12 protein-coding genes, 1 tRNA gene and 1 rRNA gene are annotated in these 15,549 nt (G+C 44.8%); 8 read left to right on the top strand and 6 right to left on the bottom strand.

From position 1 onward, the window contains the following. Nucleotides 1-199 precede the first annotated feature (199 nt). The gene (grxB, locus tag OCV44_RS18495) at nucleotides 200-832 is read left to right on the top strand and encodes a glutaredoxin 2 (protein ID WP_139685297.1); all 633 of its coding nucleotides are present in this window, start codon (nucleotides 200-202) and stop codon (nucleotides 830-832) included. 127 nt (nucleotides 833-959) lie between these two features. On the opposite strand, the gene ppsR is transcribed toward grxB, so the two are convergent. Then, the gene (gene ppsR, locus OCV44_RS18490) at nucleotides 960-1,793 is read right to left on the bottom strand and encodes a posphoenolpyruvate synthetase regulatory kinase/phosphorylase PpsR (RefSeq protein ID WP_009846294.1); all 834 of its coding nucleotides are present in this window, start codon (nucleotides 1,791-1,793) and stop codon (nucleotides 960-962) included. Between the two features lie 178 nt (nucleotides 1,794-1,971). Between ppsR and ppsA the strand changes: the two genes are divergently transcribed. Beyond that, nucleotides 1,972-4,344, top strand: a complete 2,373-nt coding sequence (ppsA, locus tag OCV44_RS18485; RefSeq protein WP_139685296.1) for a phosphoenolpyruvate synthase — start codon at nucleotides 1,972-1,974, stop codon at nucleotides 4,342-4,344. A gap of 92 nt (nucleotides 4,345-4,436) precedes the next feature. Here ppsA and OCV44_RS18480 read toward each other — a convergent pair whose 3' ends face one another. The 3 genes from OCV44_RS18480 to OCV44_RS18470 all read right to left on the bottom strand — a co-directional run bounded on the left by OCV44_RS18480 (nucleotide 4,437) and on the right by OCV44_RS18470 (nucleotide 8,111). Then, on the bottom strand, nucleotides 4,437-5,759 hold the full coding sequence (locus tag OCV44_RS18480; protein ID WP_261900919.1) for an IS4-like element ISVbsp1 family transposase: 1,323 nt from the start codon (nucleotides 5,757-5,759) through the stop codon (nucleotides 4,437-4,439). A gap of 132 nt (nucleotides 5,760-5,891) precedes the next feature. Next, entirely contained in the window at nucleotides 5,892-6,689 is a 798-nt protein-coding gene (locus OCV44_RS18475) for a hypothetical protein (protein ID WP_139686159.1), read from the bottom strand. Between the two features lie 66 nt (nucleotides 6,690-6,755). Continuing rightward, nucleotides 6,756-8,111: a serine hydrolase domain-containing protein gene (locus OCV44_RS18470; protein WP_139686160.1), complete on the bottom strand. Its 1,356-nt coding sequence runs from the start codon at nucleotides 8,109-8,111 to the stop codon at nucleotides 6,756-6,758. 94 nt (nucleotides 8,112-8,205) lie between these two features. Here OCV44_RS18470 and OCV44_RS18465 point away from each other — a divergent pair, with 94 nt between their 5' ends. From OCV44_RS18465 to OCV44_RS18440, 6 genes are all read left to right on the top strand, one after another. Next, nucleotides 8,206-9,189, top strand: coding sequence for a helix-turn-helix domain-containing protein (locus OCV44_RS18465; protein ID WP_139686161.1), 984 nt, complete (start codon nucleotides 8,206-8,208; stop codon nucleotides 9,187-9,189). 120 nt (nucleotides 9,190-9,309) lie between these two features. Further along, nucleotides 9,310-10,647 carry an MATE family efflux transporter gene (locus tag OCV44_RS18460; protein WP_139686162.1) on the top strand — a complete coding sequence of 446 codons (1,338 nt, stop codon included), beginning with the start codon at nucleotides 9,310-9,312 and terminating at the stop codon, nucleotides 10,645-10,647. 489 nt (nucleotides 10,648-11,136) lie between these two features. After that, nucleotides 11,137-11,802, top strand: a complete 666-nt coding sequence (locus tag OCV44_RS18455; protein ID WP_211349785.1) for a helix-turn-helix transcriptional regulator — start codon at nucleotides 11,137-11,139, stop codon at nucleotides 11,800-11,802. Nucleotides 11,803-11,826: 24 nt separating this feature from the next. After that, nucleotides 11,827-12,210: a RidA family protein gene (locus tag OCV44_RS18450; RefSeq protein ID WP_102282131.1), complete on the top strand. Its 384-nt coding sequence runs from the start codon at nucleotides 11,827-11,829 to the stop codon at nucleotides 12,208-12,210. 37 nt (nucleotides 12,211-12,247) lie between these two features. Then, entirely contained in the window at nucleotides 12,248-13,654 is a 1,407-nt protein-coding gene (locus tag OCV44_RS18445; protein WP_102434078.1) for a cation:dicarboxylate symporter family transporter, read from the top strand. Nucleotides 13,655-13,731: 77 nt separating this feature from the next. Next, complete coding sequence (locus tag OCV44_RS18440; RefSeq protein ID WP_139686164.1) at nucleotides 13,732-15,054, top strand: CoA-disulfide reductase; 1,323 nt, start codon at nucleotides 13,732-13,734, stop codon at nucleotides 15,052-15,054. 197 nt (nucleotides 15,055-15,251) lie between these two features. Here OCV44_RS18440 and OCV44_RS18435 read toward each other — a convergent pair. Then, nucleotides 15,252-15,342: transfer RNA gene (locus OCV44_RS18435), tRNA-Ser, on the bottom strand. Nucleotides 15,343-15,411: 69 nt separating this feature from the next. Continuing rightward, nucleotides 15,412-15,527, bottom strand: a 5S ribosomal RNA gene (rrf, locus tag OCV44_RS18430). Between the last annotated feature and the right edge of the window lie 22 nt (nucleotides 15,528-15,549).

Here is a 15,549-nt window from a genome sequence, read left to right as displayed (position 1 = left end):
TACAATAAAGTCCATTCCAACGGACAATAGAATTCAGTAAAAAGTATCTACACTAAATACTTATTGTCTGGTTGTGCATTCTGTTTATTAGTGCAGGGCGTTTACTGGAACTTGGCATTTATTGATGCTTAGTATTCGTAAGAGTTTCTGATACATTAGCATTATCTTATACTTGTAATGACCATAAATGAGGGAAGCTATGAAGCTTTACATTTACGACCACTGCCCTTTCTGTGCAAGAGTTGCCTACATTGCTCAATCTCTTGGCTTGAATATCGAACTTGTTTCTGTGGATTATGATGACGCCCAAACCCTTATCGATCTGATCGGTAAAAAGATGGTGCCTGTCTTACAGAAAGACGATGGCTCTATCATGGCGGAAAGCTTGGATATCATCGCTTACTTCATGGACTTGAAATCAAGTGATGAGCAGCGTGAACCTTCAGAGCAGGCTACTCTTTTCCAAAGCCGCTCTTTCCCTCTCACTCAACAGATCGGACGCCCACGTTGGTGGAACCTCGACTTGGCTGAATATCGTTCGGCTGGAGCCAAAGAAGCTTGGCGTGTTAGTAAAGAGACCGAAGGCTTTAATTTTGAAGAACTCTTAGAAAAGACCCCACAATACGTTCAACTGATTAACCCATTACTGAAAGATGCAGAGCTTCTATTGGATCTAGAGAATGGTGAATCATCACTGCCTTTGGTTGATCAAGCTCTTTATTTCTCAATGCTTCGCGGTTTCTGTGTTGAACCAAGTATTACATGGCCAGCAGCACTTGAGCGTTGGTTGGAAAAACAGAGTAAAACGTTAGGCATTAAGCTTCTTCGCTAATTTGCTACTTTGCTACTTTGCTAAAACATTAGTCGTTAGTCGTTAACAACTAGCCTAAACGAAAAATCGAAGCTCCCCGAACCATTGTCCGGACGAGCTTCGACTTTTATGACTTAATTATCTTTTTCTAAAGCAAGCGCCTTCTCAATCCTGTACGTTCCAAGATTCGTGTCGAAATCTCTTCAACAGACAGTGACGAAGTGTTGATGTATGGAATGGCTTCACGTCTGAACAAACCTTCTACCGTTTGCAACTCATACAAGCATTGAGAGTCACTCGCGTACTCACTGCCTGCCAATCGATTTTCTCGAATCTCGGTCAGCCTTTCCGCATCAATCGTCAAACCAAACAACTTATGGCGATATATCTCAAACTCCGGTAACAACCTTAAGCGAGCAATATCATCATGGATAAACGGATAGTTTGCGACGCGTAAACCAAACTGCATTGCCATGTACAAGCTCGTTGGCGTTTTACCGCTGCGAGAGACACCCAACAAGATAATGTCTGCCTCTTCCAAGCCTTTTAAAGTAATACCGTCGTCGTGCGCTAACGTGTATTCGATAGCAGCAATACGGTCGAAGTATTTGTCCGAGTCTTTATTGACGCTACGAGAACGCTGCAGCTTCGGCTTAGGCGCCATTTTCGTATCATCTTGCACTTTCTGCACGATACTTTCTAACACGTCATAACAATGCGCTGGCGCATCTAACAGCTTCAGTTTTATCTCCGGAATCACAATCGAGAAAAAGACCAAAGGTTCATGGCCTGTTGCTCGATATGAAATCTCGATCTCTTTCAATAAATCAGAAAGTTTGTCTTCACTTTCGACAAACGGGAAGGTTTTTTCATTAGCTTCGAATGGGAATTGACCTAGAACAACATGCCCTAAAGTCTCACATGTTATGGCCGTTCCATCAGAAACATAGAATACATCACGACTTTGAATATCAATTTGCATTTTTTATTTAATGTTTAAAATTATTTTGAGTAGGATGGGAACCATAATATATATAACGAAACCCTGCTGACTATTACGTCCCCCACAGCTTTTAAAAATAATTTACATTTTTTTAAACTGATACGTAATCGTTTGCCTTTAAATCCCTACAATGCTTGCTATGTTTCTGGAGAAATAAATGCAAAATAACACCCTATGGTTCAATGGCCTTTCCATGGAAGATGTCGACAAAGTCGGCGGTAAGAATGCTTCACTTGGCGAGATGGTTTCTAACCTAGCCAACGCTGGCGTATCAGTACCTAATGGTTTTGCTACCACATCTTATGCGTTTAATAACTTTCTTGATTACAAAGATCTTGATGAGCGCATTCACCAACTTCTTGATGAACTTGATGTTGAAGACGTTGACGCACTGCGTAAGACAGGTGCAACGATTCGACAATGGGTTCTAGACGCACCATTCCCAGAATCACTAGAGCAAGACATCCGTGATAACTACCGCGAACTGATTGAAGGCAACGAAGAATTGTCTGTTGCGGTTCGCTCATCGGCAACGGCTGAAGACCTTCCAGATGCTTCTTTTGCAGGCCAACAAGAAACCTTCCTTAACGTGAAAGGCATCGATGCAGTTATCGAAGCGACTAAACACGTGTTCGCTTCACTGTTTAACGACCGTGCTATCTCTTACCGAGTACACCAAGGCTTTGATCACCGAGGCATTTCATTGTCTGCGGGCATCCAGCGTATGGTTCGCTCAGATAAAGCTTCTTCAGGTGTGATGTTCACGCTTGATACTGAGTCAGGCTTCGACCAAGTGGTATTCATCACCTCTTCTTGGGGCCTAGGTGAAATGGTCGTACAAGGCGCTGTGAACCCAGATGAGTTCTACGTTCACAAGCCAATGCTAGAAGCGGGTCACTACCCAGTGGTTAAAAAGACGTTTGGTTCTAAGTTGATCAAGATGATCTACTCAACCAACCAAGAGATCGGCAAGCAAGTTGATATCATCGACACAGATACTCAAGAGCGTAACGAGTTCTCATTGAACGATGAAGAGATCAAAGAACTAGCAAAACAAGCGATGATCATCGAGAAGCACTACCAACGTCCGATGGACATTGAGTGGGCAAAAGATGGCATCGACGGCAAGCTTTACATCGTTCAAGCGCGTCCTGAAACCGTATGTTCTCAAAGCGACCAAAACGTTATCGAGCGTTACGAGCTAAACAACAAGGCGGATGTCTTGGTTGAAGGGCGTGCTATCGGTCAACGTATCGGTTCTGGCCCTGTTCGCTTGGTTGACTCTCTAGACCAAATGTCACTGGTTCAAGAAGGCGATGTACTGGTAACCGACATGACAGACCCAGACTGGGAACCTGTAATGAAGAAAGCCTCTGCGATTGTCACTAACCGTGGCGGCCGTACTTGTCACGCAGCAATCATTGCTCGTGAGCTTGGTATCCCTGCAATTGTTGGTTGTGGTACCGCGACAAGCAGCCTGAATGATGGCGACACCGTAACAGTGTCATGTTCAGAAGGCGAAACTGGCTACGTTTACAACGGCGAACTCGACTTTGAGATCAAGCGTTCTGAGGTTGATGAGCTACCAATGCTACCAACCAAAGTAATGATGAACGTGGGTAACCCAGATCGTGCCTTCGACTTCGCTCAAATCCCGAACGAAGGTGTTGGCCTTGCTCGTCTCGAATTCATCATCAACAAGATGATTGGTATTCACCCTAAAGCTCTACTGAACTTCGATGAACAAACGGATGAGATCAAAGCAGAAATAAACCAGCGTATTCGTGGCTACAAAGATCCTATCGATTTCTACGTAAGCAAGCTAACAGAAGGCATCGCGACTATCGCGTCTGCATTCTGGCCTAAACGTGTGATCGTACGTATGTCTGACTTCAAGTCAAACGAGTACAGCAACCTTGTTGGCGGTAAAACGTTTGAACCACATGAAGAGAACCCAATGCTGGGCTTCCGTGGTGCATCTCGTTACATCTCTCCAGTATTTGAAGACTGTTTCGAGCTTGAAACTCAAGCACTGAAACGCGTTCGCAACGAGATGGGATTGAAGAACGTTGAAATCATGATTCCATTCGTTCGTACTCCAAGCGAAGCGGCATCGGTTATCGACATTCTGGCTAAGTTCGACCTGCGTCGTGGCGACCAAGGTCTGAAAGTCATCATGATGTGTGAGCTTCCATCGAATGCGATTTTGGCTGAGGAATTCTTGAAGTACTTCGATGGCTTCTCTATCGGTTCAAACGACATGACACAGCTGACACTTGGCCTAGACCGAGATTCAGGTGACGTTGCACATTTATTCGATGAGCGTAACCCAGCAGTGAAAGCGATGCTGAAAATGGCTATCGATGCCGCAGCTAAAGCGGGTAAATACGTGGGTATTTGTGGTCAAGGCCCATCTGACCATGACGACCTAGCTGAGTGGTTGATGGAGCAAGGCATCAGCTCGGTTTCACTAAACCCAGATACGGTTATCGACACGTGGTTGAAACTGGGCAACGTAGCAAATAAATAACTAAGCAAGTAAATAACTAAATAAGTAACGCTTCGCGCGATACCTAAACGACAAAAGCCAGTCACGATGACTTAATGCCGTTCGGATAAGCATTACTGCTTGAATCTGAACGGATATTTGGCTGGGACAAAGAGGACTGAACGTGGAAACGTTCGGTCCTTTCTTTTATCTGGAAGAATGAAGTGACTCAAACTTTCTCTCATCCTTTTCAGTTTTACAGGTAAAGTTCCGTCTGGACTTAAAGCTAACCAACGTAATTGCGCATCAATAAGGTTAATTGCGGCGGTAAAACTGACCCTAGTCGCTCGAACCCCGGCTTCTGAAGCTATCTTAACCATCTCTAATCGCACTAAGTTATAGGCAAGTAATACGCCCCAAAGCTCTTGCTTCACACCGGCAGAAAAACGACTTCGTAAAGTGACGTGACTTTGCAGTTGAGTCTGTTTAATTTCACCATAACCTTCTTCTATCTCCCAGCGTTGCCAATAAATACGCAGCAGGCTTTCTAGCGAGTATTTACTAGGGTCTGTAAGTGAAGTAATAAAACCTTTTATCTCACCTTTTGGCTCTTGATATAGGACTAATCTGGCTTCCCAACGTGCGGGTAAATTCGGATTCTGCCGTTGAGCTTGAGGAGAGATAGGCATTGAGATAAGCATGTCGTTCTCCGCATATTTCTCCAACACTTCATAGCGTAGTTTACGTTTTGCAGGCATTAACCAGTGCGCATTTTCCGCACTCTCTTGCCAGGACAGCAAAAGGTCTGCCGAGAAATAACAACGATCAAATAAGGTCAATGAGTGTGCGGGGATGTCATTGAATAGGCGCTTAGCTAAGGTCGTTTCACCGACATGACAACCATCAAAAGCCGCCCCCATAATCATTCGAGTTTCTGTTGACATCAAAGCGACTAAACGAAGTTGAGGGTAAGGTTTCAATTTTTTGGAGATGAACCCAAATTGTTCAGCGTTCTCTGGGGAATCCTGACACCGAAATGTTGTTCCATCGACAGCAAGAACATTAAGCTCTAAGTCTTTGTCTTGTTGAAGGATATCTCCGTTCCAAGCCTTTACCGTTGTGTGAAACAGAGCCGCTAACGGACTCTCATCTAGACGTCGGCGTGAATCAGTTAGGACACTGGGTGCAACACGAGACCAGCTATCTTCAGGTTTAGGCTGAAGTGCAATGTCTAATGAACTGCATACCTCTTTGATAGACATGTTGCGTTGCAGCCCCATCCAAATAACTAACCAGACAGCTTGCTGAGCGGGAAGTCGGCGTCGTCTTATGCTCGCTTTATTGGTTTCAAGAAGAGCTTGTTCTATCCACTCAATCTGAATGGCGTCGACGACAGATTCATAATTGTCGGCATCTTCAATGGTCTCGTGTGCCATTGCTAATTCTTGTTCAAGCATAAAAAATCCCCATCAACGTTGTTGATGGGGATTATCTGCTAACTGCAAGATCGTTCAAGTCTTCTTAAACGATCGGCATTAGTCACGATGACTGGCTTTTTTAGGTTCTTTGAAAATTAGCAGGATAGAGCGTTAGAAGTAGTATCTCACACCAACCCAAGCCTCGGTTTGCCAATCATTCGGCATTGACACACCTTTCACATCAACATCCGCTTTGGTAATGTCATAACGCGTATTCAACCACCAAGTTCTTGCGGTGTTCATCGGCACATTTAACGATGTTTTAAATGAGAAGTTTTGCATGTCGATGTCGCTACCAGACAGGTCTTGCCACTCAGGTACTAAAGAGACATAAGCGCCAGAGTCACCGAGATGCTTCGCGGTAATCAAACCAAGCGAGTATCCAGTTAAATCATCTTTAGATGAGGTAATACCAGGGATCTCCATACTACCCGTCATCAGCCCTGCTCTTGGAAAGACTAGGAAACCACCGGTGTAAGCAGGATTAATCGCAACAACCCCACCAACCGACAACAAATCGTTTTTAATGCTAGTACGCGTATTAATATAGTCCAATGAAAGACCCACTTTAGGTGTCGCTTCAGCGCCCGTTTCAAAGACGTGGAAATACTGGATTCTAGAGTTACTATACTCAGTACCAAACTTGTCTGGATCGCGAAGCGCTGTGTTACTTTCGTCGACAAAGGTCGCTTCAGCAAGTAGTGCAAACTGCTGACCATTATCCATCCCACCAGAAACTTGTCCCTGAAATTGGATATCTGAACTACCATTCAACATCAATGCAGCTTGAGTATAAACTTTAGTGACATCAGCAGGGTCGATAACTCGTTCTGGATCTGAATCTGAATTTGCATGTGCAGGAAGGGCTAGGCCTAAACTCAACGGGATTAATAGAGCAAAATTTTTCATTATATCTCTCGAAAGGCATTTGCTTCCTCCTTGAAGCCTGGAACATCCTGTTGGGTAATAAATTGATTATTTGTCAGCAAGTAGTTTTGCAGCTGAACGCATTAGTGCTGGACCTTTATTCTCACCAAAACCTGAGTGGTATGGGTTGGTTGAGAACATCACACCCACAAAGTCACGCGCAGGATCGATGTAAATAAATTGTCCTAGGTTGCCGCTTTTCGACATCGCACCATCATTGAAAATGAAATCAAACTGGTATGCGTTGTAGTCCGCTTTTTCGTTGTAAGCGTGCAGTGAGCTGCTCTCTTTGCTGGTACCTACGAATGCTTTTGGGTCACCTCCGTTACGAATACGATCAATCACAGCTTGTGAAACCACTGGCTCATCAGCCACCGCTTCCCAGCTAGGTGTGAATAGTGTGCCCCAACGAGCCATGTCTTCTACCGTTGTCGACACCAAACCCACGGCGATCGCCATGCCATCAGGCGTTAAGTTGAATTGCATTGATTGACGTGCGTGTACTTTTGACCAAACACGATCTTCGAATACTTGAGTCCATGTTTTGTTTTCAATGTTTTCAATTAACTTAGTCAGTACCATGGTATTGATAGATGCGTAACGGAAATGGTCACCTGCTTTTTCACCGTCAAGCTTTTGTGCGCCCTTAGCCACGTTCATCCAAGTTTCCATCTCACCCGTCTTAGCTCTTGGTGAGTTAAACGATGCTGCGAAGAAACGCACCACGTCAGAGTCTGGGTTCAAGATAGACTCTAATGTCTCTTCGTTGTCTAGAGCGGTCGACATGTTCAGAACTTGGTGTACTGTGATCCCATCCCAGTTCGTTCCTTTCAGTTCAGAAACATACTCTGTAATGTCCTTTTCAGGATCGACTTTGCCTTCTTCCACTAACATCGCGATTACAGTACCAACCGTCGTTTTTGCAGTAGATGCCCAAACATGCGTGTCTGTCGGCTTCATACCTGGGTAAGCTTCGTAAACGATCTCCCCTTTGTGAATCAACATAAAGCCCTGAGTACGGAACTGCTCATCCGCCAAGTACTCATCCATTGTCAACTGCCCTTTGCTTTCAGTGTCAACTTTGAGTGCTGCGAGTCGTGGGTCGATATTTTTGACTAAAGGCTTGTACTCTTCGTTTGGAGCCGCCAGTGCCGTTGGTAGAAACTCACTCATATGCATGTTGTAGTAAACGCTGTGGTCGCCGCCCATCTGCCAGTGGAAGTTGTTGAATAACTCACGAGCTGAATCAGTAAAACTTGGGGTGAATGCTGTACTCGCCTCTTTCACTGTTAAGGTAACTTGAGCACCTTCTACTTTCAGTGCTTCTTCAACTGGGTTTGCTGCAAGAGCAAATGACGATGCGGTCGCTAACGATACTAGAACGGCAATGTGTTTAAGTTTCATAATTGTTCTCCTGTTTGGGTTAGGAGAAGTATAGAGAGATGCGTTACACTTAATTAGGTCACTTGGTGACATTTAACGGCAAGCTCAGAAAGCTATGAAAACTAAGAAAGCATCATCGAACACCAACAACATACTGCTCACCTCGACCAGTAACATTGCTCCGTATATTCAGTATTGTGACAAACATAATCTGGATTGGCGTGCCGTCGCCGTTGCGTGCGGTCTGCCCATTGAGCTAACACAATCCAATCAATGGCTTCCTACACAAGATTTGATTCGCTTCATTCATGGCCTTGAACGCAAGTTTGGTTATTCGATAGGGATTAAAGTTGGACGCAGAGCCTCTCTTGAGCAGTTATCACCCGAGCTAGACCGAAAAATTGGCCAATGCACGTCACTAGAGCAAGCGGTACGTTGCTTGATTAACGAAATATCCACCTTAAGTAATCACGTCACTATATGGACAGAGAAAAACGATGGGTTCTGGTGGCTGTGTCATCGGAGTTGCTATCACCCGTCGACCTCTGGCTTTGAGCAAGCCGAGTGGTTTCGCGCTCTAACTGTGATTAGTCTCTGTCGTAAATTTATTGACAGTCATTGGCAACCATCACACGCCAAGTTGGTCTCTAAGAACAACAGCGCACGTAAATTACCTAAGCATTTCTTTGATTCTGATATTCAGTTTGAAGAGCAGTATGGTGCATTCACTATCCCACTCCCTGATGATTATCGTGCCATTTCAGAACACAATAGGACCCAAGATTGGCATCACGCCGTCGAGACACTGATAAACACTTACGCGACCTTGCCTTGGTTCAATATTGAATGGTTTGCCACCATGCTCGGCATGACAAAGCGAACACTGCAACGAAATCTGAAGAGCAACGGAATCCTCTTTAAGCAGGCCAAAGAACAGGTTCGGGAGAGTAAAGCCAAGCAGTTGCTCGATGAAACCGACCTTTCAGTGCAAGAGATCAGTTGGCAAGTAGGTTACAGTGATTTGAGTAACTTTAACCGTGCTTTTAAGGGTTGGGTTGGCACTACTGCGCCAAGTTATCGACTTAAAGCAAAACCTTAGAAATAAGAGTTCTGGTAACAAATATTGGTATCACTCCAACCTTACGTTATCCTTTACACAATTCTTCATTGAGAGGTTTGTCATCACAACAAACCTAACTTCAAGACCGATAAGAGCGTTATGAATTCTACTACCGCAACTCCCTCGCCTTCACTTGGCCGACAACTCTATACAATGACATGGCCAATGCTGTTTGGGGTGCTTTCCCTTATGAGCTTCCAGCTTGTAGACAGTGCTTTTATTGGCCAACTGGGCGTGCTACCACTCGCTGTTCAGGGTTTCACTCTTCCTATACAGATGATCATCATTGGTATTCAGGTCGGGTTAGGTATCGCGACGACTGCGGTAATCGCGAGAGCCATTGGAGCAAATGAAACGCGCTACGCTAAGCAGCTTGGTGGATTAGTGATTGCGATGGGCAGTGTGAGTGTCGCGCTTTTCTCCGTCATCATCTATCTGCTGCGTGGGCCAATTTTACAATTATTGGATGCGCCACCGACGGTATTGCCAATCATTGATTCTTACTGGATCTATTGGCTAGCCAGCTCTTGGACAGGGGCGCTTCTCTACTTCTTCTACAGTGTGTGTCGTGCCAATGGTAATACCATGCTGCCCGGTTCAATGATGATCGCGACCAGTATCATCAACTTGATATTGGACCCGATTTTCATCTTTACTCTCGACATGGGTATCAATGGAGCCGCCATTGCGACCATCTTGGCGTTCGGTGCGGGTATCTTTATCGTTGCTCCTAAGGTGACTAAGAAGCATTGGATGACGTTCGACTGGCACGATCTCGACATTGGTAAGAGTGTTCGCTCCATTGGTAACATTATGGGGCCTGCTATGATCAGTCAGTTGCTGCCACCTGTTTCATCAATGTTCGCCACTAAGCTGCTTGCTGGCTATGGCACCGCTGCCGTTGCAGCTTGGGCGCTGGGTTCACGTTTTGAATTCTTCTCGATTGTCGCTGTACTGGCACTAACAATGTCGATGCCTCCAATGATTGGCCGCATGTTGGGAGAGAACAACCTCGAAAACATACGTAAGCTCGTTAAGATTGCGGTGATGTTCGTATTGGGTTTCCAGTTGGTGATTGCACTGGTGACTTGGTTATTCTCAGGCGGACTGGCAAACCTAATGACCAGTGAAAGCGAAGTCTCAACGATTTTGAACTATCACCTACTGATCGTGCCTATTAGCTTGGGGCCACTGGGAATCTGTATGCTGATGGTGTCTGTCTCTAACGCTCTGGGCAAGTCCTACACCGCCTTGACGATTTCAGCGCTGCGCCTGTTCGCCTTCTTCTTGCCTTGCTTGTGGGTTGGTTCGCAGCTTGCGGGTATTGAAGGCCTATTCTGGGGCGCAATGGTAGGTAATGTGCTTGCCGGAACCTGTGCATGGTTTATGTATCAGCGCGCGCTAAAACAAGTCGAGCTTAAGCTGCCAAGCGAATAATCAAACAGAACACTCCAAAATAAAGCAGCAACTTCAGCTGCTTTTTTAGGATCTAAATCCTAGTTTGCATCCTATTAAAAAGCTGTTTTTTGTGAATTTAACTCTCTAATACAACCTCATTTTCAATTAACCACCTATCTTTACTTACCACCACATTCGCAAGGTAAATGCTTGATTGGCATGCATTTGCAACGCCAATCAATCCAACTTTTCGCCTTTCCTTATAACTTGTCCTAGATCATCAAAGGGTTCAAAAATGCAACCTTTGGTTTTAAATATGTAAACCTTGATGCGGTTTAAGAAATTAAACCTCATTTGGCTACCTTTAGTGATCTTGTTCAAATTCCGCTCGTAATATAGGTCTAAAACTTACGATTTGTTGATGTTTTGAACGCTCACTTCAGGTTTACAGAAGTTTACCGCACCTTGTGGGAATACCACCAAAGGAGTAGATTTCAGTTATTGAGTTCAAAAATGTAAACCGAAATCATGAATGTAAAACAAGTTCGATTCACCGATGAAGACAGAGAATGCTTAAGCAATTACTTCCGCTTAGCAGACACTATCGCCGATTTGATTGGTCCTTACTGCGAAGTGGTTATCCATTCATTTGAAAGCTTAGAAAACTCAGTCGTGAAGATCGTCAATGGTCATCATACAGGTCGTGAAATTGGGTCACCAATCACCGATTTAGGTTTACGCATGTGGAGCACATTCGAGAAAACTGGCGAAGTTTCTCCGAAAAGCTATTTCACCAACTCAGCAGATGGTTCCCTACTTAAATCGACCACCTGTGTGCTTGCTGGTCCGAAGAAAAAACCTATCGGCATGCTGTGTATCAACATGAACTTATCTTTCCCATTCCCAGAAATCGTCAAAACGTTGATGCCGCAGTGCAATGTGCCGCAAACCATTGTCAGCGAGACATTCAGTAACAATGCGAATGACGTCATTCAGCAAGCGTTGAGTTCAGCCATTAAAGAAGTTGACCAAGACGAGACGATTTCTTCCAAAGGTCGCAATAAAGCCATCATCCGTTGTTTGTTTGATAACGGCGTATTTGAGCTAAAAGAGACGACGACACAAGTATCAGAGAAACTTGGGATCAGCCGACAGGCGGTTTACAAGTTTATCCGTGAATTTAAATCAGAATAAAACCAATAATTTAGGAGTTACATCGTGAAACAGATCATTGCCACTGAACAAGCACCTGCAGCTATCGGCCCTTACTCACAAGGTACGTCTTACGGCGACATGGTTTATACATCAGGTCAATTACCTCTCGTTCCAGAAACCATGCAGTTTGTTGAGGGCGGTATTAAAGAGCAGGCTCGTCAGTCTCTAGAAAACTTAAAAGCTGTATTAGAAGCGAGCAATGCGGGATTAGACACAGTGTTGAAAACAACCTGCTTCCTATCAGACATGGAGAACTTCATAGCATTTAACGAAGTGTATACAGAGGTGTTTGGTACAGAGAATGCACCCGCTCGCTCTTGTGTTGAAGCAGCACGACTACCAAAAGACGCACTGGTTGAAGTTGAAGCCATCGCATACAAAAAATAACCGATTTAGGTATTAATGGGTATCATAGGAGATTCTCATGAGCGTTTCATTTATAGGATTAAGCATACTGTTCTTTGGGTTCTACGCACTGCTGTCGAACTTCAAAAAGCAAAAGAAAAGTTTTAACTTCCGCGTACTGAGTGCACTTGCTGCTGGCTTACTGTTCGGTGGCGCTATTCAACTTGTTTTCGGTGTCGGTAACGTTGCGACATCTGGGTTTGCTGAACTGATTTCAGTGTTCGGTAAAGGCTACATCAAACTTCTACAAATGATCGTTATCCCACTGGTATTCGTGGCGATGATCTCTTCGATCATGAACGTTGAAGGCGGTGGCGCGTTATCTCGTATCGCACCCAAAATCATCGGTATTCTACTTTTCACTTGTGCAATCTCAGCAGCCGTTGGTATCGCAAGTATTTACCTATTTGGTATCGATGCGAACGCGCTAGTAAGCACAATCGGCACAAACAGCGCTATTGAAGCTCGTGGTGATTCACTGGTAGCAACACAAGATGCAATGGCAAGTAGTGGCCTGTCTGGTATGGCTTTATCTATCATTCCAACCAACATCTTCGACATGCTAACAGGGTCTCAACGTACTTCTACGCTATCGACTGTACTGTTCGGCATGTTCCTAGGCTTCTGTATCCTACAAGTGAAAAACCGTAAGCCAGAGAAAGTGCAAAACTTCGTTGATTTCATCAACTCTGCAAAAGAAGTGGTTCTTTCAATGGTTCGCGAAATCCTGAAGCTAACGCCTTACGGTGTATTCGCTCTAATGACCACGTTCATGATGACGAATGACCTATTCGCACTAGCTGAAATGGGTCGCTTCCTTCTAGCAAGCTACGTAGCAATTGGCGTTATGTTCGGCATCCACTTCGTAATGGTGTCAATGTTCGGTCTTTCTCCAGCTAAGTTTATGAAGAAAATCTGGCCAGTGTTGGTGTTCGGCTTCGGTTCTCGTTCAAGCATGGCAGCTATCCCACTAAACGTTGAAACACAAACTCAACGTCTAGGTGTAGACGAAGAAACAGCAAACATGTCAGCGACATTCGGTACCAGTATAGGTCAAAACGGCTGTGCAGGTATCTACCCAGCAATGCTCGCTATTATGGCAGCACAAGTAATGGGTATGCCTGTAGACTTAAGCTTCATCTTACAGTTGATTGCAGTTATTGCGATTGCTTCATTCGGTATCGCAGGTGTCGGTGGCGGTGCAACGTTCGCTGCTGTAGCGGTACTAACCATCATGGGTCTAGATATCACAGTGGTTGCGATTCTAGTGTCCATTGAAGCACTGATTGATATGGCTCGTACCGCACTAAACATCTCAGGCTCTATGTTGTCTGGTGTACTAACGGCTAAGAAAAACGGCTCGCTAAACACAGAACAATACGACGCTGACGTTACAGCGACTGTATCAAAAGAAGCAGCAGTATAATTCTCAAACTTAATTAAGAGCACTCCACTTGAGTGCTCTTCTGTTTTTCCTGAGTTCAGGTTATTTAGGTAGTAAATATGAAAGTTGTTGTTATAGGCGGTAGCGCCGCTGGTATGAGTTTCGCAGCAAAATACAAACGTAATCAGCCATCAGACGAAGTCATCGTTTTAGACAAGCGCAGTTACATCTCTTTTGGAGCATGTGGTCTACCCTACTTTGCAGGCGGCATGTTTGATGACACAGAACGAATGATCTCTCGCACGCCAGAACAAGCCATTAAATCTGGCTTGGATGTAAGTGTAGAAACAGAAATGGTGTCGTTCGACCGCACTGAAAAGCAAATTACGGTACGTCACCAAAATGAAGAAAGCGTCATCGATTACGATATGTTGGTGATAGCGACAGGCGCACGTCCGATCGTTCCATCATTCGGTGAATTCAATCCAGAACACGTATACACACTAACAAGCATGGAAGATGGCTTGGCGGTTAAAGCAGCGCTAAAGGATAGTAACAAGCAGCGTGTGTGTGTTATTGGGGCTGGCTTTATCGGCCTGGAAGTATTCGATGCGGCACACGGCTTAGACAAACACGTGACGATCATCGAACGTGAACAGCACATCATGAGCCGTCAGTTCAGCCCAGAGATCATTGAAGTAGTCGAAGGGGCAATTCGAGAATCCGGTGCTGACCTTAAAACAGGTTGTAGCGTGTCTGCAATTCGCGATGCGGAACAAGGTGGTTACATAGTAGAAACCGATAATGGCAACGTAGAAGCCGATGTCGTGATCCTGTCACTTGGTTTCAAACCAAACACGGAAGCATTCGAACTGCCAAAAGCTCAAAATGGCGCGTTGTTGGTGAATGAATATGGTGCCACTGAAGACGCTTACATCCACGCAGTCGGTGACTGTGCCGTTGTCCATCATATGGCACTAGGCAAACCTGTTTATGTTCCTCTAGCAACCACAGCCAATAAGCAAGCGCGTATGATGGCAGACAAGCTAGCAGGTAAAGATACCTACATGTCGGGCTTCTTGGGGTCGTCTTGTTTGAAAGTACTCGATTACGAACTGGCGTGTACTGGCGTAAATGAACTTCTAGCGAAAGAACACTGCGTAGATGTGAAAGTATCGACCATTTCAGATAAGAACCAAACCGATTACTACCCAGGTCAAGAAGACATCAAGGTGAAGTTGGTTTATCACCCCGAAACTAAGGTCCTTTTAGGTGGTGAGATCGTAGGTAAGAAAGGAGCCGTTGGCCGCATCAATGCACTGGCCGTAGCGATCACAGCCAAGATGACTACTCAACAACTAGGCTACATGGATTTCTGTTATGCCCCACCTTTTTCACGTACTTGGGATGCTCTAAACGTGGCAGGTAACGTCGCTAAATAAGCGAGTTGATTGTACAAATTCCAAAGCGTATTCATTGAGACATCAAAGCAGAGCGATTACGCTCTGCTTTTTTAATCCCTAAACTCTACGAACCTTATAACTAGATAAGATAACGACTTATCTAGTATTTTTGAGTTCTCTTTTGCAAATTCAAGATGTAAAAAAGCCCGCTGATTTCTCAGCGGGCTTTCTAATGGTGGTGGAGGGATAGGGATTTGAACCCTAGAACCGCTATTAACGGTTGCCGGTTTTCAAGACCGGTGCTTTCGACCACTCAGCCATCCCTCCAACAAATTGTCATCAACAGATTTGTGCACTGTTGAAGTTGTTGTTTGCTATGCAAACAACGAAATTAAAGCCTGGCGATGTCCTACTCTCACATGGGGAAACCCCACACTACCATCGGCGCTATTGTGTTTCACTTCTGAGTTCGGCATGGAATCAGGTGGGTCCACAATGCTATGGTCGCCAAGCAAATTTTGTTTAATTGACGCG

This window comes from Vibrio tasmaniensis (assembly GCF_024347635.1).
GTDB lineage: Bacteria > Pseudomonadota > Gammaproteobacteria > Enterobacterales > Vibrionaceae > Vibrio > Vibrio tasmaniensis.
Note: the sequence above shows the minus strand (reverse complement) of the source record. Positions and strands in the feature narration are given on the sequence as shown.